We start from the raw sequence: 23,303 nt of genomic DNA on the forward strand, positions 1-23,303 counted from the left end.
AAAGAGAGGCGTCCCTTACTATTTAAGAGGGGCTTCTCTTTTTCTTTCATAATTGTAAGCGGATTCAGAAAAAATATGGAAAAACTGTTCTAAATATTTTCACAGACATGCATGAAAAAGTATATAAGATGTGATATACTCGTACTTGTACAAAACGAGCATATAAATTACATGCATCGGAATATATCGTTGTTATATGTATTTTTGTGTTACAAAATGATAGACAAAATTTTATACAGGAAATGAAGGAGGAACTTCATGAAACTACGCATTGTACCTATCATGCTGACTGTCGTGATCTCAGCATCGGTTCTCTTTGGCGGATGGTTTCTGTATCGGCAGATGGCTTTGCAAAATCCGCTGGCAAATGTTGTGTCACAATATGACGGCGTGAAGGATTCTCATATAGATATTAAACAGAATACCGTTACTTTGAATCTTGATTTGGCTCCAGATACAAATTTACAAGGTTTGGTTCAGCATATTAAGAAGGAAGGCAAGTCTGTGATTGGCAAGCGGGAATTGAAAATCCAGGTGGAGGACCATTCCTCGGAAGCACTGGATCAATGGTGGGAGAAGGCCATGCTTTCAGTCGCCGAAGCAATGGATAATAAGCAGTATACCGATATTCAATCATCGCTCGAGCAGCTTGCTGCCCAGTCTCCGAATTTGAAAGCAAAAGCAACCATCGATGACACCAATGTCTATGTCAGCTTGTCAGACGGCAAGTCTGGTAAATTTATAATCTTGCCGCGTCAGCCTGGCAACATGGAGGTGTGGAATCATGCCTAAATTGGCTAAAGAAATCATGTTAGGCTTTATTCCCGTATTGCTGGTATTCCTCGTATTTGTCGGCGTGAACATCGTGCCCTTGCTCATCGCTGCAGGACTTGTAGGCGGCTTGTTGTTTATCGCTAAAATGAAAGGCGGTATTGCTGTAGGCGCAGGGAATGAGCGCAAGCGGAAAAAGAGCGGACCTGCCAAGCTGACGTTCGAAGAAATCGGCGGGCAGGATAATGCTAAACAAGAACTGCGAGAAGCATTGGATTTTCTGATTCGTCATGAAGACATTAAGAAATTCGGCATTCGTCCATTGAAGGGCATTCTCCTAACCGGGCCTCCGGGAACAGGGAAGACGTTGATGGCGAAAGCCGCTGCTCATTATACGGATTCGATCTTTGTTGCTGCATCCGGCAGTGAATTTGTCGAGATGTACGTCGGTGTTGGTGCGGGGCGCATCCGGGATTTGTTCAAGGATGCCCGGAATCGTGCGACAAAAGAAAACAAACAAAACGCCATCATCTTCATCGATGAGATCGATGTCATTGGCGGTAAACGCGAAGGCGGCCAGCAGCGCGAGTATGACCAGACGCTGAATCAGCTGCTAACCGAGATGGATGGCATCTATTCACAGGATACGCCTCGCATTTTAGTTATCGCCGCGACAAACCGGAAAGAAATGCTGGATAGTGCACTGCTGCGTCCAGGTCGATTCGACCGTCATATTCAAGTAGATCTTCCGGATAAGAAGGGACGCACTCATATCTTGAATCTGCATGCGGGTAATAAGCCGCTGCATGAAGATGTTGACTTGGAGAAAATCGCTGAGGAAGCTTACGGCTTCTCGGGTGCACAGCTTGAGAGCGTCATGAATGAAGCGGCCATTTATACGATGCGCGAGAATGAACAGTTTATCCATCAGCGCCATTTGTCCATGGCGATTGATAAGGTAATGATGGGTGAGCGTTCCGACCGCGAATCGAATTTGGAAGAGAAGAAGCGCGTTGCCATACATGAATTGGGACATGCTATTATGGCAGAGCTTGTGCGTCCCGGCAGTGTGAAACAAGTTGCGCTGAGCCCGCGCGGTAAAGCACTTGGTTATGTACGTCATAACCCGCAGGAGGAGCAGTATCTGTATACAAAAACCTTCCTCGAAGAGCAAATTATGATCGCGCTTGGCGGTGCGGCCGCCGAAGAGATCTTTTACGGGGGGCGAAGCACAGGCTCAAGCAATGACTTTGAGCAATCGCTGAACATCGTGGAGACGATGATGAAGTCGGGTTTGACGTCGCTGGGCATTGTTAACATGAACATGGTAACAACTGAAGAGTTAATGAAAGAGAATAATGTGATTTTGGAAGAGTTAATGAACCGCACTAAGAATCTCTTGGGACAAAAACGGCCAATATTCGACAATTCTCTTGATATCCTTTTAAAGGAAGAAATCCTCTCTGGGGAACAATTTCGTTGTCAATTTCGTGAAAACGCGCTTTTACCAGCATAAATTGTTATGCTGGTTATTTTTTTTTACTTTTTTGTCGTGCTAAGATATTATTATACTTTGTGCTCTGAAAATGTATTTTTCGACAAATGGGGTACAATAAAGTATAGAGATAAGGAAAGGGTGGAGTAGAAACCATGTACTTCAAAAAAATCGGCGTCGTAGGCGGCGGGACTATGGGGCAGGGCATTGCGGAGATGCTGGCAGCCAAAGGTCTTGACGTACTGCTCGTAGAGAAAACTCCAGAGAAACTGGACTATTCATACCGAATGATCGAGACCAGTCTAGATAAACAATTGGAGAAGTGGGGAATTACCCAGGCAGAGAAGAAACTCATACTGAACCGGATTCAAAAAGTAACTCATTTTGCCGAGCTTAGCACCTGCGATATGGTGATTGAGACCATTATAGAGGACTTGGAAGCGAAGAAAGAGGTATTTACACAGCTCGATCAAGTATGTCCGAGCCATGTGATATTAGCAAGTAATACATCCACGCTTAGTTTGACGGAGCTCGCCAGCTCTACCAAATATCCTGAGCGTGTTATTGGCATGCACTTCATTCATCCTGTTTCCAAGGTAGATCTTGTTGAAATCATCCGCGGCCTGAAAACTTCCGAACATACGTTTACGGAAACGAAACGCTTTGTTGAAGAAGTTTCGGATAAAAAAGGCATCATGGTGTATGAGTCTCCAGGTTTCGTTACAACCCGCATGATCACTCTCATGATCAACGAAGCGATGCATCTGCTGCAAGAAGGCGTGGCTTCGGCGGAAGATATCGATGACGCGATGAGAATCGGATATAACTTCCAGCATGGGCCGCTTGAGATGGCCGACCGTTTCGGCTTGGATTCCATTCTCGCTGCGCTGGAGCGCATGTTCCGCGAGTACGGCGAACTGAAATACCGTCCATCGATAGTCTTGAAGAAACTGGTCCGCGCAGGGCAACTGGGCGTCAAAACCGGGGAAGGCTTTTTCAAGTACGATAAGGATGGTGATCGGGTATGAATATTCTCGTAATTAATGCAGGTAGTTCTTCACTGAAGTATCAACTGTACAACATGACGGATGAATCCGTGCTGGCAAAAGGCTTGGTTGAGCGGATCGGCATGGACTCCTCGATTCTGACGCATAAGCCGACGGGAAAACAGGATGTTACGGAAGTTAGCGAAATTCTGGAGCATACCACGGCGATCCGCAAAGTGCTTGGCATGCTCACGAACGAGGAACACGGTGTGATCGATTCTATCGAAAGCATTCAGGCCGTTGGACACCGTGTCGTGCACGGCGGGGAGTCTTTTAAAGAATCCGCGCTCGTTGACAGTGACGCCAAAGCGGAAATCCGCCGCTTGTTCGATTTGGCTCCGCTTCACAATCCCGCATCGATGATGGGGATTAAAGCGGCAGAAACCAATATGCCGGGCGTTCCGCAGGTCGTTGTATTTGATACGGCATTCCATCAGACGATGCCTGAGAAATCATACCTGTACGCTATTCCGAGAGTACTTTATAATAAGTATAAAGTACGTCGTTACGGTGCTCACGGTACGTCCCACGCCTATGTCAGCCAGGCAGCGGCAGAATTCCTGAACCGGCCGCTGGAGGATCTGAAGATCATTACCTGTCATATCGGTAACGGTGCTTCCCTGACAGCCGTAAAAGGCGGGAAATCCATCGATACCTCCATGGGGATGACTCCGCTGGAAGGGCTCATGATGGGTACACGCAGTGGTGATTTGGACCCGGCAATCGTACCGTTTGTCATGAACAAGGAAGAGCTGACTGTCAATGAAGTGAACTCCATGCTGAACAAGCATAGCGGACTATTAGCGATTTCCGGGATCAGCAGTGATATGCGTGAGATTACGGAAGGCATGGAAAAAGGCGATCCGAACTCCACGTTGGCCTTTGAAATGTATGAGTATCGTGTTCGTAAATACATCGGGTCATATGCTGCTGCCATGAATGGCGTGGATGTCATCGTATTTACTGCGGGCGTCGGCGAGAATTCGATCGTTCTTCGTCAAAGAGTGCTTGAGCAGCTTACCTATCTCGGAGTAGAATTGGATGAGGAGCTGAACAGCATTCGTTCCGGCGAACCACGCCGTATTTCTGCGGCGAATTCGAAGGTCGAGGTACTTGTGATCCCTACCAACGAGGAACTGGTTATCGCTCGGGATACGCATCGTATCGTACAAGCTTCCAACCGTTAAATAGTAGTGATATAAGGGAGAGATTTAAGCATGGCCACCAAAAGTGTGATTCGTAACGTCAACCAGCATGTCGGTGAGACCGTCACGATCGGCGCCTGGATCAACAACAAGCGTTCCAGTGGGAAGATTCAATTCCTGCAGCTTCGCGATGGCTCCGGATATATCCAGGGTGTTGTTGTGAAGAGCGAAGTATCCGAACAGGTATGGGATGACGCGAAAAGCCTGACACAGGAAAGCTCTTTGTATGTGACGGGTGTTATACGTGAAGAGCCGCGGAGCCAATCGGGTTATGAGATGACGGTTACCGGCATTGAAATCATACATCTTACGGAAAACTATCCAATTACGCCTAAAGAGCATGGTGTCGATTATTTGATGGACCATCGTCATCTGTGGCTTCGTACCCAGAAACAACGTGCGATCATGGTGATCCGTGCTGAAATTATCCGTGCGGTTCAAGATTATTTTGATACCAACGGATTTACGCTTGTAGATCCGCCGATTTTGACCCCAACTTCCGCGGAGGGTACAACCAACCTGTTCCACACGAAGTATTTTGATGAGGATGCCTACTTGACCCAGAGCGGACAGCTGTACATGGAGGCTGCCGCCATGGCGCTCGGTAAGGTATATTCTTTCGGGCCGACGTTCCGGGCCGAAAAGTCCAAAACCCGCCGTCACTTGATCGAGTTCTGGATGATTGAGCCGGAGATGGCCTTCACGGACCATGAGGAGAGCCTTCGGGTGCAGGAGCAGTTCATTAGTCATGTGGTGCAATCCGTGGTTAAGAACTGCCGCCAGGAGCTTGAAACGATCGGTCGCGACATCTCGAAACTTGAGGCGATCCAGGCACCATTCCCTCGGATTACTTACGATGAGGCCATTGAATTCCTGCATACGCAAGATTTCGATATTCCTTGGGGTGAGGACTTTGGCGCGCCACACGAAACGGCCATTGCCGAGAAGTATGACAAGCCGGTCTTTATCACGCATTACCCGGCGGGAATCAAGGCTTTCTACATGAAGCCGGATCCGAACCGTCCGGAAGTCGTACTGTGTGCGGATATGATCGCTCCGGAAGGTTATGGCGAGATTATTGGCGGATCGCAGCGGATAGACGATCCGCAGCTGCTTGAAGAGCGCTTCAAGGAGCATGATCTATCGATGGAAACCTATCAATGGTATATGGATTTGCGTAAATACGGCACCGTGCCTCATTCCGGCTTCGGTTTAGGTCTTGAGCGTACCGTTGCCTGGATTTGCGGCTTGGACCATGTGCGTGAAACGATTCCGTTCCCACGGACCCTGTACCGGTTGTACCCGTAAGCCGTGAGAGGTGAGTCTATGGACCACGACGGTAACGTGGACACAGGCGTGAATGGGTGGACGGCCGGCGCCGCTGCCGGCATGAGCCAAGGAATGGCGATCATCCCTTATGCCTTGCTACGGCATTACCGGTCACTTGGTTTAAGCGACCGCGAAGCCATGCTGGTCATCCATTTGATTGGTTATCAGCAGGTGGAGTTCAAGGCGTTTCCTTCGCTGGAGGAGCTTGCGGAAGTGACGGGGGCTCCCGCGGCTTTCATCGCTACCAGCTTGCAGCGTTTGATGAAGGTAGGGCTGATCGGGATTGATGAGTATGTGGACGAAACACAGGGGATTCATTACGAGCGCTACAATCTCAACGGATTGTATGAGAAGCTCGCTTCGTGCTTGGCTGAAGAGCGTGAGGAAAAGACCCCTGATGGAACCAAGTTTGCGTCTCCGCTTTTAAATGCCCGGCCTGCTAATGGCAAATCAACTGCATCGGGGAATCCCGTTCCCGAGAAGGAAGAGCGGAATTTGTTCACCATTTTTGAAAAAGAGTTTGGACGCCCGCTGTCGCCCATGGAGCTGGAGACGATCTCCGGCTGGGTTGATGCGGATCGCTATCCGGACGAGTTGATCCTGTTGGCTCTCAAAGAAGCGGTATTTGCGGGCAAACTGCATTTCCGCTACATTGACCGGATCCTGCTGGAATGGAGCCGAAACCGGGTGCGTACCGCACAGGATGCCAAAGCCTATACGCAGAAATTCAGAAATATTGGAAGATAGATAAGAAGCACGTCCGTTAAGGGCGTGCTTTTTTATTTGCAATTTTTTTGTAATCCAGGTCTATGATGGGACTTTTCTAATGCAGCGGGCTGAGGATGGGCTGTTCAGTCCTGTGAATTAGCAGGAGAATTTCTCCGAATTAGCGAATGGATATAGTTGCAGCAGCGGCTGGAGGGGGAGATGAAGATGAGATACAAGGCCATAATTTTTGATCTGGATAACACGTTATTAGACTATAGTCAGAGTGAAAGGTCATGTATGCAGCAGGCACTGGAGGACTACCGTCTGCATGAGGAACTGACGTGGGAGGAATTCTGGAGCACGTTTGGACCGATTAACTTTAATTATTGGATGAACCGGATTCAGAACAATCACGATATTAGGCAGGTGTTGGAGCATTCCTTCATGGACACGTTCCTTGGACTGAAGCGGGAATTTACCCAGTGCCGGGAGATCTCGGAAACCTACTGGGGCTTGTTTTGCAGTTCCAACCATATGGAGCCCCATGCCGATCTTATTTTGGAACACCTGCATGGCGACTTTGCCCTCGGGGTCATATCCAACGGCATTGGTGAGGCTCAGCGCAAACGTCTTGCGGCAGGAGGCTTGTTTCATTATTTTGACTCCTTCATCATTTCGGATGAGGTGAAGTGCTGGAAGCCGGACCCGCAGATCTTTGAACTCGCTTTGCAGGAATTGGCTTTAAGTCCAGACGAGGTGCTGTACATAGGGGATTCGCTTACGGATGACTATGAAGGAGCAGTAAGATCCGGGATTGATTTTTGTTATTATAATCGCCGGGATACCCCGTTAAATGACCATCATCGACCTGCTTATGTGATCAGGGATCTTCTGGAGATCAAGGATTTGGCTAACGATGGAACACGGAGGACTACATAATGAAATATAATCATATACTGTTTGATTTGGATGGAACCCTGACGGATCCGCGTGAGGGCATTACGAAAGCCGTGAAGTACGCACTCGCTCAGCATGGGATTAACGTAAGTGATCTCTCCGAGCTGGAATGTTTTATCGGTCCCCCGCTCCAGACGACCTTCACCGAGAAATATCATTTTAGTGAAGCCGAGGCTTGGGAAGCCGTTCTGAGTTACCGTGAATATTTCAAGGACACCGGCCTTTATGAAAATGAGGTATATGTCGGCATACGCCAGTTATTGGATTTGCTGTTATCCCAAGGGCGCCAGTTGTATGTGGCTACCTCCAAACCTACGGTTTTTGCCGAAACAGTCCTAGAGCATTTCCAGCTAACCGCTTATTTTTCCATGGTGTGCGGAAGCGAACTGGACGGCACCCGGTCCGCCAAAACCGAAATCATTCAGCATGTTCTGGATACGTGCCGCATTCATACTTCGGAAGCCGTCATGATTGGAGATCGGAAGTTTGATCTAATTGGAGCCGGGAACTGCGGGATACACAGCATTGCTGCAGGTTATGGTTACGGTTCGGAGGAAGAGCTGAGGGCATGCCAGCCAACCTATTATTTCAAAACCGTGGAGGAGATGCTCCGGTCGTTTGCAAGCTTAGCGGTTTAAAATCGGCTTGAACGATGAGACAGAGCACTTCGATTTTTCGCGTAACATCGGTTATAATGGTCATAACCAGTCGGAATGTCATTATTTTGAAGGGGGGGGCATGATCATGATGGGAAGATTGACGATGAGCTCTATGCAAAGTCTATATGATGAACAACGGCGGTTGTTTGCATGGAGCGATGAGAAAGTTACCGCCTGATTACCTCGCATAAAAGAGGCCGTTTATCTAATGGACTTTGCATCCTTAAAACCTTTATTTTAATTTTAAGGAGCAGAGATACCATGAAATATATAAACGCGGATATTATACTTCCAGAGGAATTGTTGAAGGAAGTGCAAAAATATGTACAGGGCGGGATGGTGTACATCCCTAAACCTGAAGGGTTACGCAAGAAATGGGGAGAAAACTCGGGCAGCCGGGTGTATTTGAAAAAAAGAAACCTGGAAATCCGGCAGTTGTTTGCGTCGGGCGCAAGTATTGATCAGCTTTCTTCTCAATTTTGTTTATCCTGCGATTCCATCAAGAAAATCGTGTATACCAAAAACAAGTAATGCAAAGTCACATTGGACCTGATTCTGATGTGGCTTTTTCTTATGGATAAAAGTCATTTTAAACCAATCGTTATATAGGAAGTGCAGATACTGAGCAATTATAATCATTCAAGAACGTTCAAATGATAGAGCAGAGGTGAGTTCATGAATGATTTTTTTCAATTTGAAACAGAAGAACAACGGTGTGCGCTGCTCGCAAGAGCCAAGAAGGTTGCGATATCGGCACTTCAGCAATATAACCTGAGATGGGTTGAGATTGAATTTATCGGTATTTCGGACACGATTACATATCAAATTAAGACAAACTTAGATGAAACATACTTGTTGAGAATTCATTCGCATCGACGGCGCAGTAATGAAATAGACCTGGAGCTTCAATTCCTGGATGCCCTTATTACCGCAGGTATCAAAGTGCCGACAAGTATAACCACACCAAGTGGTTTAAGATTGTTGACAATCGTTACGGACAATGGATTCAGATCACCTCATGTCACCGTGATGAGATGGGTGGATGGTGTGCATGCCCATGAAAGACTTACAGAAGATCAGGCTTATCAGGTAGGTGCCTTGATTGCGAGATTGCATGAAGTTGCACTTGGCTTCGAAAGTTCTTCTGATTTCCGGAGGCCCGTATGGGGGATGAACAGTTATAGAGAAGCGCTAGCCAAACTGGAACGATATGCAGGAACTTTTTTATCGGAAGGCTCATGGTCACTGTATCAACTCGCAGCTGAAAAGGTTCTATCCCAGCTTGAGCTTATGAACGCGGATGATTGCAACTATGGCCTCATTCATGCCGATTTACATCTGGGGAATGTTGTATTTGAAGGGGGAATTCCACATCCGATTGATTTCGGTAGATGCGGTTACGGTTTTTATCTTTACGATCTGGCCGCGGTTATGTTGTCACTTGATCCGAAGCAGCGATTTAAAGTGCTCCAAGGATATGAAAGTGTGCGGAAGTTGGACTCGGATTATATTCAGTCTCTGGAGTGTTTTTTCATCATGATCATGATGGAGAATTATAGCCACCATGCCTCTAATCCAAGAGAGACAGAAAGTCTGAAGAGTGAGCAAATCTATGCACTAGCCTATATCCGTGAATATTTGCACGGACGCCCGTTTCTGCTAACTGTGGTGAAGCCGTTAGAAAAAGACGATGTCCCAATCTCTAGTTGATCCGGTCAGGATAGAAGGGTATCATGATATCATCATACGCGTTACAGAATGGGAGAGAAAAGCTTGCAAGTAACGAACCGCCCAGGTGAATTTATCACCTGCTTGATCATCATGATCGCTACCATCGTATGGGTTCAATGGACCTCAATCCTTTTATCCATGGCGTGGGGAATCGGGCTGATCCTGTTGATATATCGTTTGTGCAAGCTAAGAAGCTTACGCAAGATATCGATTCAAATCAGAGACACGGCCATAGTCGCGCTTATCATGGTGATAGGCTATACGCTCTATCATGCTTTCGGTGAAATCATCAAAAATGGATTCGCGGGGCATGATGCCTGGGCCATCATCCTATCGAGGTTAAGCCTGATTCTATTTGTACTTCCGTTTGCGCTCGCGGCCGCATTAACGAAAGAAAAGCCTTTATACCTCGCCACAGGTTCATGGGGGAAAACGATCTATTTTCCATGGATATTCAAAGGACCAATTAAGGATCCGATCTGGCGTTTCATGCTTATTTTCCTGGTTGTCGTTTGTGGCATATTTTCTTTTTTTATGGACTGGGGACAGCCGCAATTTCTCGTTCTAATCGGTTATGCACTTTCCTTCGCGCTGATCAATGCCGTCCTTGAGGAGCTGTTGTGGCGGGGATACATACTTAGTCATATTGTAGGTAGATTTGGGGAGCTGAAAGGGCTCATCATCGCTGGAGCTACCTTTGGTTTATACCATTACCACCTAGGTTTTTCATGGCCGGTTTGTCTGCTGTTTTCAATCTTTGGTATCATGATGGGCGGCGTGGCTATTCGTTCGAAAGGTTTGGTTCCCGTGATGGTCATGCATTTTGTGATGAATGTTCTTTTTGTACTTAGCGGCATGATCCTGTAACATCCTGAAAGGGCGTCGATGGACGTTCTTTTTTGTTTTGACCGGTATGGGCAGACTATGCGGACAAGCTGTTCTGGTCTTGTTTTTAGATGATCCAAATTTTTTTGAAAAAAGTGCAGGGGCAGCTTTCGAAGCTGACGTCTATGTATTTGGGAAGGAGGGGAGAGTTATTGATGCTGAAACGTTAATCACGCGCATCCTGCAAGGTGATCAGGAAGCCTTTCGGGAACTGGTGAGCCATTACAGCCAGCACGTGTTCCATACGGCATACTCGGTCCTGCGGGATGCCAAGGAAGCGGAAGATGCGTCGCAGGAAGTGTTTATTCAAGTATACAAAGCTCTCCCCCAGTACCGATCTGAAGGGTTCAAAACCTGGATTACACGCATCACGCTAAATAAAGCGATTGATATGAAGAGGAAGCTTTCCCGTAAACCGCCGGAGCAGCTGCCCGGCGAACATGCTGAAGTGCTGGATAAACTCCCTTCCCGGGACGAGGACGTGGTTTCTCTGCTCATACATAAGGAGAGAAGAGAGGAACTTCGCGAGAAAATCAAACAATTGCCGGACAACCACCGCGCCATTATAACGGCTTTTTATTTGGAAGAGAAAAATTACGAGCAAATCGCAGCCGAGCTGGATGTCACGGTCAAGACGGTTGAATCGAAATTATACCGGGCCAGACAATGGATTCGGAAATCGTGGAAGGAGGAGGAATGGAAATGAACGTTAAGGGCAACGAGCTTACAATGCGGACAGAACGATATGTTAGAGGAGAAGGCTCGCCAGAAGAACGATCTTCTTATGAAGAGCTCATGTTATCGGATGACTCCGTGCTGGAGTTATATATGCAGATACTGGCGGAGCTTGATTCCGAACTCCCTGGCTTGTCAGACCCGGAAACATTTACGCAGCAGGTGGTGGAACACGAACAAATTAAGCCATACACCCATAAAGCACCGCTGCGGATTCAGGAACGTCCGAAGCGATGGTACGAACGCGCGATCGTTCATTACACCATTGCCGCCTCCATTACCATGCTGTTCCTCTTCACCGGGGCATTTGACCGACTTCTTCCTGGAGAAATGAACGGTGATGCTCCATTATCCGAAACACCTTCTTACAGTGAACAATGGGTGGAAAAAACAACGGGCTGGCTTGACCAGCTATTATCCAGATAAGAAAAATGAAAGGAAGATGCCTAGTGCAACCGCAAAAAAGTAAAGGGTTTGCCTTTATATTAAATATCCTTCCCGGCCTCGGCCATTATTATTGGGGGAGAAAGGGACGCGCCCTGCTATATCCGCTCTTGTTCTTCGGAAGCCTCTTCGGCGGATTTGTGCTCGGGATTATGTCCCATTCCGATGCGGTCTTTGGGCTGGGAATTCTCGGAGCCTTCATGATCTGGGGGATCAGCATGCTCGACCTGCTAGTTGCTTTGATCCGATATACGCCTGTAATGATTATCCACGATGAGTATGGACGGCCGATGGAGATTCGCCAGGAAAAGAGTGATGAGTCTGAACGCTTTTATACCATACTGCTGTCCTTCATTCCCGGTTTGGGTCATTTTCAACTGGGATTGATGCAGCGGGGGTTGTCATTCCTGATCGCATTCTTCGGGCTGGGGACGATTCTGCTGTTCTTAACGGGCTTGACTCACGAATCGGTATTCCTGCTGTTTCTGGGCATGCTGCCTATCATTTGGCTTTACTGCATGTTTGATGTGGTTCAGCTGGTTAACCGCAAGCAAGCTGGGGAATTACTTATCGATCGCACGCTGTTTGATGAGTTAGAGAGCGGAAGGGAGAGCGGACGCCGAAGTAAAGTGTTTGCTACCTTGTTATCGGCGTTTCCTGGAGCGGGTCAAATGTATTTGGGATTGCAAAAACGCGGACTGCAGCTCATGGTCCTATTTCTTGGCAGCATTTATGTGTTGGATGTACTCAAGCTGTCGCTGTTCCTGTTCTTGATTCCGCTGATCTGGTTCTATGCATTCTTTGACGGCCTGCAGCAAGTAAGCCGTTACGGCAGGGAGCCGCTGCGCGATCGACCGATCATCTCGGGACTTGGGAATCAGCAGCGCTGGCTCGGGCTTGGACTGATCGTACTCGGTATTTATTTCGTATTCACCAGTGTTGTGATGCCTTATATTGATACGCTTTTCCCTCATTTACAGCTGGATTACCGCATTCGTTCCTATTTGAAAACCGCGATTATCGCTGTTCTTCTCATCGGAGGAGGAATCAAGCTGATGACCGGCTCGAAAAAGGATACATTAAGGGGAGAGCGTTCATATTATGATACCGACAACGAATGAGATGTCCATTCATGGTCTGGGAAGCCCTCCATCGAAGTCTGCACGGCCATGGAGAGTGGGTACACTCTCCATGGGACTATCCTTGCTCGTGCTCGGTTTGCTTGTCTTGTCCTCCGCCTGGAAAGGCGCAGAGGTGTACAGCTCCGCCGCAAGATGGTGGCCGATCGTATGGGTTCTGTTAGGCGCCGAGATTGTGTGCTATACACTGATTTTTCGGAGAGGCGGTTCGGTCAAGTATGATCTTTTCAGCATTCTTCTCATCGGTTTTCTGACCTTCTGCTGTATCGGCATGGGAGCGCTGAACGCGACAGGTTTACTGGATCAGATTCGCCGTGAGACGATGTCCGTGCAGCAAACGATTCCGTTACCGGATCAGAAAATAACGATCCCGGACGGGGTTAAAAAAGTCATTGTCCAGGGCAGTTACAACCACAATATCCATCAGGATGCTTCCAGCTCGGATGAAATGCTGATCTTCGGCAGCCTGCGTATGGAAGACATCAAAATGTGGAGTACGACCGAGCTGCCGTCGATGATTCAGGTTAAACAGTCGGGAAACATTCTATATGTCCAGCTGAATGATCCCCCGCGCTATGCTTTTCGAGGATCGTTCTCACAACTTGATGTGACGCTGTCCGTGCCTTCTGCAGTCAAAGTGATCATTAGAGATCGCAGCAGTTAGGCTAGGCTGTCTGTCGTACATATGGGTGTTAATAACATCCATTGGATTAAGAGGATCGCGATCTAATCAATGAAATGATATGAACGAGATATGGAGGGAGATATCGTGGCCAAGAATCTGTATTACCTGTTGTATATCGCACTATTTGTTGTGACTTGTTTGTTTATCTTCAATGCCTATTCGTCACCGGATCAGGTACCGGCGCCTTCGATCTCTTTGACGGAGCATGAGCAGAATCGGCTATAATTTATATAAAGAAAAAAACCTGTAAACGATCGGAATCGTTTTACAGGTTTTTTAGTTTTCGTTCAACGAGAATATAAATCAGGATAAAGACGATCACGGTCGCAATACCGGTTGTCATGAAATGGCCGGTAAGCCTGGCGATAAGCAGCAGGACGACCCCGAAGATCATCAGCAGCAAACTGACATAGGCATTCGCAGCTTTAAAGTTCCGTTCATTTTTGAGAGATGACGTCGTTTTATAAGCATAAATGCTCTTGGAACTTTTAGGCGGAATCAAAAAGAGGACCAAACCATACAAAATAAACACGATGCCAATGGCTAAACTTTCGAGCATCCCTATACACTCCTAACGGAAATATAACGCCGGATGCACCCCGAAAACGTTGGATGTAGGTGCATCCGGCTGTTTAAGCCCTGTACATGCAAATATGGCTTTACTTTACTTGGATCCGGCTGCATTCAGGAGTAGACGACGGTAAGAGTATTCGAATATAAATTCAAAAGCCTCCAGATGTTTCTTCGCTTCGAAAGCATTCTTGCCCCACGCATAGATGCCGTGGTTGCGCAGCAAAATGCCGGGTACCGCCGGATCGAGCGCATCCGGAACGAGTTCCGCAATCCGCGGGATGTCCGCATAGTTCGGCAGGATCGGAATGCGAATCGCCGCGTCCTCTTCCCAAATGTTAAAGGCTTTGATCAGCTCGATTCCTTGGGCAGGGACATAGCCTTGTTCACCATACCAGTCGCTGATCAGATTGTTATCGATGGTGTGCACATGGAAAATGGCGCCGCAGCCGGTTTTGCGATAAATTTCGCAGTGAATCAAGGTTTCCGCACTAGGCTTTAAGCCGGTTGCTTCACAAGGTAAGCCGTTCTGATCCACAAAAAGATAATCTTCGGGCGTATGTACCGACTTATCTTTTCCACTGGCTGTCACCGCAAAATAAAACTGCTCCGGGTTGAACTCGCCAACACGGACAGATAGATTGCCGCTGGTGCCAGGGAACCAGTTTCTAGAAGCGAACAGTTCCTTGATCCCTCTAAGATCCTGCAGGGCAGCCTGTTTCTGTTCAAGCCGGATATCTGAAAATGCCACTTACAGCACCTCCTGTTTAAACTTGTCTTTCATATCGTTCTGGATATCGGTAAATGTCTCGAAGGGTACATGAAACACGCCAAGCTTCTTGCACTGCTCGGTGAGCGAAGAACGGGAATAAACCAGGTCGGCTTGCTTGGCGCCTTCGAAATCGGTAAGGCTGTCACCGATCAGAATTCGGTAATATTGATCGGCCGGAAAACGGTCCATCACCGTGACCTTGCACATACCGCAGTCGTTATGGCAGGATTCCTTGCAAGGATGAGGCCAAGTAATCTCGATGTGATCTCCTTCAAAATTCGAACCGTTGCAGAAGATATGGTCTGCCGGAATGCCGAAGGGTTTCAGCAGGGGATCGACAAAGAAATCGATACCGCCGCTTGTGACATAAAACTCAATCCGTTCCGATTTTAAATAGTCAAGGAATGCACTGAAGCCTTCACGGATTCCTGCATGGTTAAGAACAAAATCGGTAATCTCTTCTCGCATCGAGGAAGGGAAGAGGGCAAACATGCGGCCAACGCCCTCCCGTATGGAAATGGTGCGGTCAAGCGTATCCTGCATGATCGACTCGAAGCCTTCCGGTTTGAAGTGCTTCATGATGGCGACAATATTATCGTTGTTCGTGATGGTTCCGTCGAAATCACAAAAAATGATCGGTTGTTTTACTCCAGATGTCATACTTCTCCTCCCCAGATGTCCAGTGCGGCTTTCAACTCTTCGTGCTCTTCGGCAAAGTGTGCGAGCGGAACGGATTTCATCGTCGCCTCAATCGCTTGCACAAAGGCTTTGCCGCCCGCTTCGGTACCCATCGGATGACCGTGGATCCCGCCGCCTGCGTTAACGACCACATCGGTGCCAAAGTCCCGGATGATGCGGGGAACGAGTCCCGGATGAATTCCTGCGGACGGTACCGGCATGCTTCGTTTCACACCAAGTTTAGCGCTATGCAGTTCGTCGCGAATGGCCAGATTCTCTTCTCTCGGCATCGTTACAGATCCGTAAGGCGAAGGGAAGAGCACCAGATCCGCACCGGCGATCCGCATCAGCTGGCCGAGCAGCACCGGAGCCGTTATCCCATAGTATGGAGAAGGATAAATGGCGCCGGCAAGTGCAGGGTGAGCCGCGATAGGAACGGTGATATCCGGATCGCTGCTTAGCTCATGCAAAACGTCATACCCGTAGGACAGCACATTAAAGAGCAGGGCGTTGGCGCCGGCATCAATCGCACGCAGCGCTTGCTCACGCAGCTGCGACGTCCGTCCGGTTAGATTAGCGGCATAGAGCAGCTTTTTACCTGTTTGTTGTTCCACATCGGCAGCAGCCTGGATGCACATGCTTACCCGTTTTTCAATCGGGGTGAGGTCATTCTCGAACAGGATTTCATCATCTTTGATGAGATCTACGCCACCCAGCGCCTGACGGATAAATTGGGCTCTAAGCTCGTCCGCATTCAGGCCGATAACCGATTTGAATATGCTCATCAGCAGCGGACGATCATGGACGCCGAGAAGATTGCGGACTCCGTCGATGCCATATTTCGGTCCTGGAAATGCACTCAGGAAGTCGGGAGACAAATCCAGGGAAGTCAGCTTGATGCGTCCGTCCATGGAAATCTTGCCGAACACCGTCACCAGCAGAGCGGGAATATCCCGGCTGAAATTAATGTCCGGATAAGCAATGCTGACATCCGCATAACGACTGCCGGGCTCCCAGCCCTCGTGAACCTGAATGTCAACGACTTCGCCGAGATGTTTCTGCATCGCTTCACGCTTGGCTTGCGGCAGCTCGGTCCAGCTGCCGACCGTCATGCCAACGGCAATGGAAGTCGCTTTCTTACGAAAATCCGCCTGGTCGTCATAAATTCGGTACGTTGCAATACAGCGGCTCATGAGATCTGCTCCTTCAGCATGGCGCCCATTTCTTTGGAGCGCTCAGCGCAGCGGTTTACGGCGGCAATGACGGTTTCGAAGAAATCGCCTTTGTCTAGCGTTTCGAGGGCCGCTTGCGTGGAACCGTTCGGCGATGTAATCTTCGCGCGAAGCGATGAAGGCTGTTCTCCGGTCTGCTGCACCATCCGGGCCGCGCCCAGAATGGTTTGGAGCGTCAACTCGCGGCTTTGCTCCGGCGTCAGGCCGCCGCGGATCCCTGCGGCAGTCATGGCTTCCATCATGTAATAGAAGTAAGCGGGGCCACTGCCGGAGATGCCGGTCAGGATATCCATCTTCTCTTCTTCAATGACGGTTACATTGCCAACAGCTTCGAACAAGGTCATGACCAGCCGGCGCTGTTCTTCGCTGATTTCCTTCGAGAAAGCGATTCCTGTGGAACCCAGTCCGATGGAGGCGGATGTATTCGGCATCGTGCGTGCAATGGGTTGATGGGTTCCAAGCAGCGTCTGTGTCGTATAAATCGATAATCCGGCGATCACGGAGATAATCAATTGGTCGCTTGAGAGCTTCGGACCCAGTTCTTTCAATACTTTAGCAGCATCCTTCGGTTTCATGGCAAGCACGATCACCGGCGAAGTTTTCAGAATTTCGATTTTAGCGGCTTCGTCGTTATTGATCTGGACACCGTACCGCTCACTCAGTTCCTGAAGGCGCTGAACGTTGCTTCGGTTGAGCATCGTAATATTCTCCGGAAGCACGACAGAACGGCTCACTAATCCTCGTACGATCGCTTCGGCCATCGAGCCGGCGCCGTAGAAGGTGATTGCTTTATCTATTAAAGGTCGGTTCTGCGGGGATTGGCACATCGTTATTTCCTCCTTCATGGGCTTTAGATGAATGATTTATTCGCGTATTTGACCACTACCGATAATAACATATTTGGAGGAAGTAAGCGCGGGTAACCCCATAGGTCCCCGGGCATGCAGCTTCTGGGTGCTGATCCCGATTTCGGCGCCGAAGCCAAATTCAAAGCCGTCGGTGAAGCGGGTCGAAGCATTATGATAGACAGCCGCCGCGTCTACTTCCTGCAAGAAGCGCCCTGCATGATCCTTATTTTCGGTAACGATACATTCCGAATGCTTTGTGCCATAAATCGAAATATGCTCAATGGCCTCATCCAGGTGATCCACGATTTTAAGGTTCAAAATATAGTCGTTATACTCGGTCGCGTAATCCTCAGACGTAGCTTTTACAGCCCATGGAACGTAATCCAGGGTACGCTGGCATCCGCGCAGCTCAACATTGCGCTCACGGAATGCTTCGGCCAGCGCAGCCAGATGCGATTTGGCATAATCAGCATGGACGAGCAGGGTCTCCATGGAATTGCAGACCGAAGGGCGCTGCACCTTGGCATTGAGGCTGATGGCAACCGCCATGTCCGGCGCTGCCGATGCATCCAGATAGGTATGGCATATTCCGGCTCCGGTTTCGATCACCGGTACCGTGGCGTTCATCACGACGTTCTGGATCAGCGAGCTGCCGCCGCGCGGGATGATGACATCCAACAGTCCGTTGAGCTTCAGCATTTCATCCACGGAGGAACGGTTCGGGTCCTCGATAAGCTGTAGCGCATCCTTAGGCAGTGCGGTGCGTTCCATAGCTTCGTGAAGCACCTCGATGATTTTGCGGTTGGAGGAGAGGGCGGATGAACCGCCGCGCAGTACGACCGCGTTGCCTGTCTTCAAGCACAGCCCGGCTGCATCAACGGTCACGTTGGGACGAGCTTCATAAATGATGCCGATCACGCCAAGAGGAACGCGTTTCTTGACGATGTTCAGCCCGTTGGGGCGGTCGATCGTTTCCAAGGTGTCGCCGATCGGATCCGGCAGCTTAACGATTTGGCGCAATCCTTCGGCAATGCCCTCGATTCTGGCCTCATTCAGTGCCAGCCGGTCCAGCAGGGAGGCTGAGGTGCCGAGTTCCTTCCCGCGGCGAAGATCCTCCGCGTTCGCTTCCATAATATCTGCCGTCCGTTGGATCAGGGCGTCTGCCATGATCAGCAAAGCCTGGTTTTTCTCCTCCGTGCTCAGCCTCCCAAGACGAAATGCAGCCTGTTTGGCGAGCTGGGCTTTATTGCGTACCTCACTCATGATAATTCCTCCTTGTTTGAGTTATCAGGAAATCCCTTATTGGTTTATGGCAATCCGGATTATTTTAATGTGATCCATTCATCGCGGTGAATAACCTCGAGTCGATGGATTTCTCCGATGATGCCGATGACTTGACTGCTCGGCAAACCGAGCACGGCCTGCAGCTGGTCCTCATCGTAATTGACGATGCCTCTGCCAAGCCTTTCGTTGTTCATATTAACGACCTCCACCACGTCCCCTGCATGGAAGCTGCCTTCGATCCGTTTTATGCCAACGGGAAGGAGGCTGTGGCCTCCGTGAATCAGCGCTTTCTCGGCGCCCGGATCGACAACGATCCGGCCTAGCGGCGAGGACATAAAGCCGAGCCATTGTTTTTTCATAGGCAGGGAGGATAGGTGGGTAGCAAAATATGTTCCTTTGCCTGCACGCTTAAGCGCCTGAAGCAAATCCCCGGTCTCGTTGGCTTTGCCGATGAAGACGGGGACACCGCCGCGGGTGGCGATTTTGGCAGCGTCGATTTTTGATCGCATGCCGCCTGTACCTACGCTGGAGCCAGCGCCTCCTGCCATGCTGTAAATCTCATCGGTAATTTCATCAATTTCCTCATATTTTGTTGCATCCGGCGACTTGCGTGGATCTGCCGTGTACAAACCATCCGTATCGGTCAGGATGATTAGTTGCTGGGCGCGGACCAAATTGGCGACCAGCGCGGATAACGTATCGTTATCACCAAATTTCAGTTCGTCAATCGAAACGGTATCGTTCTCATTAATAATCGGAATAACGCCTTGCTTCAGAAGCTCCGTAATCGTCATGTTGGCATTGTTCATGCGTTTGCGATTCGCAAAGTCCGTTCTTGTCAACAGAATTTGCGCAGCCTTCAATTGATGGGAGGCGAGCGCATTCTGGTAAGCACGCATCAGCAGCGCCTGCCCCAGTGCGGCGGATGCTTGCTTTTCATGCAGTAATTTGGGTCTCGTCTCGTAGCCGATCTCCCGAAAGCCTGCTGCGACAGCGCCGGATGTCACGAGCAAAACCTCATGACCGGCCTTGCGGAGCGCGGCAAGTTCTCCGGCAAAGAAGGCGACGGAATCAAGATTAAGTCCGCCTTCATCTGTCGTAAGGGAGCTGCTTCCGATTTTTACGACGATGCGTGATAGCATCGTGATCACTTCCTTGTATTTATGATTAGTAGGTATAGCTGTAATGAATCCTTTTCTCAGAAAACAAAAAAACTTTCGTCCTGTATGAAAAAGGACGAAAGTTTGACTTCCGCGGTACCACCTTTGTTGATGAGCGCAGCTCATCCGGCTTTAGCCCTGTAACAGAAGGCACTGTCCTGGCAAGCCAGGCCGCTCGGGGGTAGGATTCGGAAAGGGGGTCACGGCAAATTCTTTCAGCCCATGGAATTTGCTCTCTGGTCATCGTGCCATATGCTTTCGTACTGGTCCCGTCTTTGCGTTTTTGAAAATGGCATTCAATTGTTACTGCAAGAATAGCACATCGTTTTTGTTTTTTCAAAAGGAATTAGATTAACCGAACAGGTTCAGCTTGCCGATTCGGTAGGCGGCTTCCCGCATTCGTTCTTCGCTGCTTAACAGGCCGACGCGGACATATCCTTCGCCGTGATCGCCAAAGCCGATACCAGGAGCAACCGCTACCTTGGCCTCCTCAAGCAGCAGGTCGGCAAAGGATACCGAGGTAAAGCCCTTCGGTACGGGCAGCCAGCTAAAGAAGGAGCCTGCAGGTTTCTGGGCTTGCCAGCCGATTTCGGACAGGGCGCCATAGAAGGCGTCCCTTCTCGATTGGTAGCGTGCCACCAGCTCCTCAACGCAGTCTTGCGGCGAAGTGAGCGCTGTGGCCGCTGCAGCCTGAATGCCGCCGAACAGGCTGACGTAGATATGGTCCTGCAGCATATTGATCAGCGAGATGATTTTTTGGTTCCCCAAGGCAAAACCAACGCGCCATCCGGCCATATTGTAGGTTTTGGAGAGGGTGTAGAATTCTACGCCAACCTCTTTGGCGCCTTCTGCCTGCAAAAAGCTGACCGGACGGTCTCCGTCAAATCCGATCGCTCCATAAGCAAAATCACTGGCCACCACAATCCCGTGTTCGGCGGCGAATGCCACCGTATCCTCGTAGAAGGACAGGGGAGCGACGGCGGATGTCGGATTATTCGGGTAATTCAAGAACATCAGCTTCGCTTTTTCTCTGTCTGCAGGTGTGATCGCACCATAGTCGGGAAGAAACCGGTTAGCTGCGGTTAACGGCATGAACTTCATTTGGGCACGGGCCAGTGCAACACCTGACCAGTAATCCGGATAACCGGGGTCCGGGACAAGACATACATCACCCGGGTTCAGAAGCACTTGCGGCAGCTGTACGAGCCCTGTTTTTCCTCCAAACAGAATGGATACCTCCGTCTCCGGATCCAGATCAACGTTGTAGTCTTCCTTATATCGATGCGCAATGGCTTCTTTAAGAAAGGAAAAGCCGGTAAAAGGCGAATATTTGTGAAACTGCGGATTGTCGGCCGCTTCCTTCAAGCTGGATACGATATGAGGCGGCGTGGGCTGATCGGGATTTCCCTGCCCGAGATTGATCACATCATGTCCCTGTGCCACTTGGCGGTTTACCTTGGAGACCAAGGTCGCGAAAAATTGTGTGGGCAGCTGGGACATCATCTCGGCCGGCTCTATTTGGAATTCGTTTAATTTGTTCATTGCAGTTTCATCACTCCGTTATCTAATTACACTCGAATGCAGCTGATTTTGAAAACAATTAGGATTAATTTAACACGATTTATCAGGGGTGTATAGAGGGAAATGGTGCTTGGGTGTTGCAGCAGCAGGGCGGAGGAGGCTATGATGATGACATCAAGAGAATGGATGAATTCCTGAATAAGAGCCCGAACATGGATTTCATGATCACAGCGGCGCTGATGCTGAATTCAACCCAATAACAGGAGGCTGCAAGATGACTGGTGAAGCAAAGGCTCAATTGAATATCGCACTTATCCAAGCCGATATTGAAATAGGAAACGTGAATGCCAATATGAATAAAATGCTCGGTATGATGGAGCAGGCCGCAGCGGCTGATATGAAGCCGGACGTCATCGTACTGCCGGAAATGTGGAATACGGGGTATGCGCTTGACCGGATTCAAGAGCTTGCCGATCCCATGGGACAGGAAACCTCTCGGATGCTGAGCGAGTTTGCGCGAAAACACCGCATCCAAGTCGTTGGCGGATCTGTAGCCGAACGAATCGAAGATCGGATTTATAACAGCATGTATGTGTTTAACCGGAGCGGGGAGCAGATCGCCAAATATTCCAAAATTCACCTGTTCCGCCTGATGGATGAAGAGAAGTTTCTGCAAGCCGGACAGCATACCGTAACCTTCGAGCTGGAACAATTGAAAGCGGGCGCTTCGATCTGTTATGATATACGGTTCCCAGAATTGTCCCGCACCCTCGCGCTCAGCGGCGCCCAAGTGCTGTTTGTGCCCGCGGAGTGGCCGCATCCGCGGCGGCATCATTGGAGAACGCTGCTCATGGCCAGAGCGATCGAGAATCAAATGTATGTCATTGCGTGTAATCGTGTAGGAACTAGCGGAGATACGGACTTTTTCGGCCACTCCATGATCATCGATCCGTGGGGGGAGGTCATTGCCGAAGGGGATGAGCAGGAAATGATCCTGACAGGTACGCTGGATTGTGATCTTACGGATGAAGTCAGAGGACGTATTCCGGTTTTTGAAGACCGTCGTCCGAATTTGTATTTTCAATAAATCGTTTATGGTTAAACTCCTCTGAAAAATGAAGTTTCATCTGGTCAGTGGCGGGTATACTATGGGTAATCCGTCAGAGAGGAGGCTTGGAATGATGGCAGAGAACAACCAATTCGACAGCCAAAACCATGAGCAGGAAGAAGTACAAAAACAACAGTTCCGCAACTTTGTTGAGAATGTTGCCGGAGGTGGCAACGGGAAGAATGAATCGATTCAGGATCAGTCCCGTACTGCGGATGAACAGAACCGATTGATTGACCAGCATAATTTGCGCAAATAAACCTCCGATTATGATGAAATGGGTGTGTTATAACTTCAGGTTGAAAAGAAGCTCAGCTTGGTCTTGTCAAATTGACCTTAGC

Annotated in this window: 27 protein-coding genes; 19 read left to right on the forward strand and 8 right to left on the reverse strand. The window is 49.2% G+C overall.

Annotation, left to right across the window (positions count from 1 at the left end; all coding sequences use genetic code 11):
* The first annotated feature begins 258 nt into the window (after window positions 1-258).
* The 16 genes from OHJ21_RS03575 to OHJ21_RS03650 all read left to right on the forward strand — a co-directional run bounded on the left by OHJ21_RS03575 (window position 259) and on the right by OHJ21_RS03650 (window position 14,014).
* On the forward strand, window positions 259-792 hold the full coding sequence (locus tag OHJ21_RS03575; protein WP_100536351.1) for a hypothetical protein: 534 nt from the start codon (window positions 259-261) through the stop codon (window positions 790-792).
* Window positions 785-2,287, forward strand: a complete 1,503-nt coding sequence (locus OHJ21_RS03580) for an AAA family ATPase (protein ID WP_100536352.1) — start codon at window positions 785-787, stop codon at window positions 2,285-2,287. Before OHJ21_RS03575 ends, OHJ21_RS03580 begins: the two co-directional genes overlap by 8 nt.
* Before the next feature lie 134 nt (window positions 2,288-2,421).
* Window positions 2,422-3,294, forward strand: coding sequence for a 3-hydroxyacyl-CoA dehydrogenase family protein (locus OHJ21_RS03585; RefSeq protein WP_100536353.1), 873 nt, complete (start codon window positions 2,422-2,424; stop codon window positions 3,292-3,294).
* Window positions 3,291-4,499 (forward strand): acetate/propionate family kinase, encoded by a 1,209-nt coding sequence (locus OHJ21_RS03590; RefSeq protein ID WP_100536354.1) that lies wholly within the window; start codon window positions 3,291-3,293, stop codon window positions 4,497-4,499. The genes OHJ21_RS03585 and OHJ21_RS03590 overlap by 4 nt, the downstream gene beginning before the upstream one ends.
* A 30-nt stretch (window positions 4,500-4,529) precedes the next feature.
* Complete coding sequence (gene asnS, locus OHJ21_RS03595; RefSeq protein ID WP_076321005.1) at window positions 4,530-5,825, forward strand: asparagine--tRNA ligase; 1,296 nt, start codon at window positions 4,530-4,532, stop codon at window positions 5,823-5,825.
* Window positions 5,826-5,843: 18 nt separating this feature from the next.
* Window positions 5,844-6,593, forward strand: coding sequence for a DnaD domain-containing protein (locus tag OHJ21_RS03600; RefSeq protein ID WP_326112140.1), 750 nt, complete (start codon window positions 5,844-5,846; stop codon window positions 6,591-6,593).
* Between the two features lie 186 nt (window positions 6,594-6,779).
* Window positions 6,780-7,493 (forward strand): HAD family hydrolase, encoded by a 714-nt coding sequence (locus OHJ21_RS03605; RefSeq protein ID WP_243390618.1) that lies wholly within the window; start codon window positions 6,780-6,782, stop codon window positions 7,491-7,493.
* The gene (locus OHJ21_RS03610) at window positions 7,493-8,149 is read left to right on the forward strand and encodes an HAD family hydrolase (protein WP_486019303.1); all 657 of its coding nucleotides are present in this window, start codon (window positions 7,493-7,495) and stop codon (window positions 8,147-8,149) included. The genes OHJ21_RS03605 and OHJ21_RS03610 overlap by 1 nt, the downstream gene beginning before the upstream one ends.
* 282 nt (window positions 8,150-8,431) lie before the next feature.
* A complete protein-coding gene (locus tag OHJ21_RS03615) occupies window positions 8,432-8,701 on the forward strand; it encodes a CD3324 family protein (protein WP_100536357.1) in 270 nt (89 codons plus the stop codon).
* Window positions 8,702-8,845: 144 nt separating this feature from the next.
* Window positions 8,846-9,880: a phosphotransferase enzyme family protein gene (locus tag OHJ21_RS03620; protein WP_486019304.1), complete on the forward strand. Its 1,035-nt coding sequence runs from the start codon at window positions 8,846-8,848 to the stop codon at window positions 9,878-9,880.
* A 48-nt stretch (window positions 9,881-9,928) separates the two neighbouring features.
* Complete coding sequence (locus OHJ21_RS03625; protein WP_394056815.1) at window positions 9,929-10,768, forward strand: CPBP family intramembrane glutamic endopeptidase; 840 nt, start codon at window positions 9,929-9,931, stop codon at window positions 10,766-10,768.
* A 46-nt stretch (window positions 10,769-10,814) separates the two neighbouring features.
* Window positions 10,815-11,492 carry an RNA polymerase sigma factor gene (locus OHJ21_RS03630; protein WP_326112132.1) on the forward strand — a complete coding sequence of 226 codons (678 nt, stop codon included), beginning with the start codon at window positions 10,815-10,817 and terminating at the stop codon, window positions 11,490-11,492.
* Window positions 11,489-11,947: a hypothetical protein gene (locus tag OHJ21_RS03635; RefSeq protein ID WP_486019305.1), complete on the forward strand. Its 459-nt coding sequence runs from the start codon at window positions 11,489-11,491 to the stop codon at window positions 11,945-11,947. The genes OHJ21_RS03630 and OHJ21_RS03635 overlap by 4 nt, the downstream gene beginning before the upstream one ends.
* Before the next feature lie 23 nt (window positions 11,948-11,970).
* A complete protein-coding gene (locus tag OHJ21_RS03640) occupies window positions 11,971-13,086 on the forward strand; it encodes a hypothetical protein (protein WP_486019306.1) in 1,116 nt (371 codons plus the stop codon).
* Complete coding sequence (locus OHJ21_RS03645) at window positions 13,067-13,768, forward strand: hypothetical protein (RefSeq protein WP_133120296.1); 702 nt, start codon at window positions 13,067-13,069, stop codon at window positions 13,766-13,768. The genes OHJ21_RS03640 and OHJ21_RS03645 overlap by 20 nt, the downstream gene beginning before the upstream one ends.
* Window positions 13,769-13,873: 105 nt before the next feature.
* A complete protein-coding gene (locus OHJ21_RS03650; RefSeq protein WP_164817498.1) occupies window positions 13,874-14,014 on the forward strand; it encodes a hypothetical protein in 141 nt (46 codons plus the stop codon).
* A gap of 40 nt (window positions 14,015-14,054) precedes the next feature.
* Here the strand turns inward: OHJ21_RS03650 and OHJ21_RS03655 are convergent, their stop codons facing one another.
* The 8 genes from OHJ21_RS03655 to OHJ21_RS03690 form a co-directional block, all read right to left on the reverse strand.
* Window positions 14,055-14,348 (reverse strand): SdpI family protein, encoded by a 294-nt coding sequence (locus tag OHJ21_RS03655; protein ID WP_100536362.1) that lies wholly within the window; start codon window positions 14,346-14,348, stop codon window positions 14,055-14,057.
* 105 nt (window positions 14,349-14,453) lie between these two features.
* Window positions 14,454-15,110, reverse strand: a complete 657-nt coding sequence (locus OHJ21_RS03660) for a methylthioribulose 1-phosphate dehydratase (protein ID WP_100536363.1) — start codon at window positions 15,108-15,110, stop codon at window positions 14,454-14,456.
* Window positions 15,111-15,791, reverse strand: coding sequence for a 2-hydroxy-3-keto-5-methylthiopentenyl-1-phosphate phosphatase (locus OHJ21_RS03665; protein WP_486019307.1), 681 nt, complete (start codon window positions 15,789-15,791; stop codon window positions 15,111-15,113).
* Complete coding sequence (locus OHJ21_RS03670) at window positions 15,788-17,002, reverse strand: 2,3-diketo-5-methylthiopentyl-1-phosphate enolase (protein ID WP_100536365.1); 1,215 nt, start codon at window positions 17,000-17,002, stop codon at window positions 15,788-15,790. The genes OHJ21_RS03665 and OHJ21_RS03670 overlap by 4 nt, the downstream gene beginning before the upstream one ends.
* Window positions 16,999-17,868, reverse strand: coding sequence for a pyrroline-5-carboxylate reductase (gene proC / locus OHJ21_RS03675; protein ID WP_100536366.1), 870 nt, complete (start codon window positions 17,866-17,868; stop codon window positions 16,999-17,001). Before proC ends, OHJ21_RS03670 begins: the two co-directional genes overlap by 4 nt.
* A 36-nt stretch (window positions 17,869-17,904) precedes the next feature.
* On the reverse strand, window positions 17,905-19,152 hold the full coding sequence (locus OHJ21_RS03680; protein ID WP_486019308.1) for a glutamate-5-semialdehyde dehydrogenase: 1,248 nt from the start codon (window positions 19,150-19,152) through the stop codon (window positions 17,905-17,907).
* A gap of 59 nt (window positions 19,153-19,211) precedes the next feature.
* On the reverse strand, window positions 19,212-20,315 hold the full coding sequence (gene proB / locus OHJ21_RS03685; RefSeq protein ID WP_486019309.1) for a glutamate 5-kinase: 1,104 nt from the start codon (window positions 20,313-20,315) through the stop codon (window positions 19,212-19,214).
* 369 nt (window positions 20,316-20,684) lie between these two features.
* On the reverse strand, window positions 20,685-21,875 hold the full coding sequence (locus OHJ21_RS03690) for an aminotransferase class I/II-fold pyridoxal phosphate-dependent enzyme (RefSeq protein ID WP_486019310.1): 1,191 nt from the start codon (window positions 21,873-21,875) through the stop codon (window positions 20,685-20,687).
* Between the two features lie 113 nt (window positions 21,876-21,988).
* On the opposite strand from OHJ21_RS03690, the gene OHJ21_RS03695 reads away from it, so the two are divergent.
* The 3 genes from OHJ21_RS03695 (at window position 21,989) to OHJ21_RS03705 (ending at window position 23,221) form a co-directional block, all read left to right on the forward strand.
* Window positions 21,989-22,114, forward strand: a complete 126-nt coding sequence (locus OHJ21_RS03695) for a hypothetical protein (protein WP_279300440.1) — start codon at window positions 21,989-21,991, stop codon at window positions 22,112-22,114.
* A gap of 14 nt (window positions 22,115-22,128) precedes the next feature.
* Window positions 22,129-22,941, forward strand: coding sequence for a carbon-nitrogen family hydrolase (locus tag OHJ21_RS03700; RefSeq protein WP_100536369.1), 813 nt, complete (start codon window positions 22,129-22,131; stop codon window positions 22,939-22,941).
* A gap of 94 nt (window positions 22,942-23,035) precedes the next feature.
* On the forward strand, window positions 23,036-23,221 hold the full coding sequence (locus OHJ21_RS03705) for a hypothetical protein (RefSeq protein WP_100539313.1): 186 nt from the start codon (window positions 23,036-23,038) through the stop codon (window positions 23,219-23,221).
* Window positions 23,222-23,303: the final 82 nt, after the last annotated feature.

This window comes from Virgibacillus sp. LDC1, assembly GCF_025792345.1.
Classification (GTDB): Bacteria; Bacillota; Bacilli; order Paenibacillales; family Paenibacillaceae; genus Paenibacillus_AQ; species Paenibacillus_AQ lautus.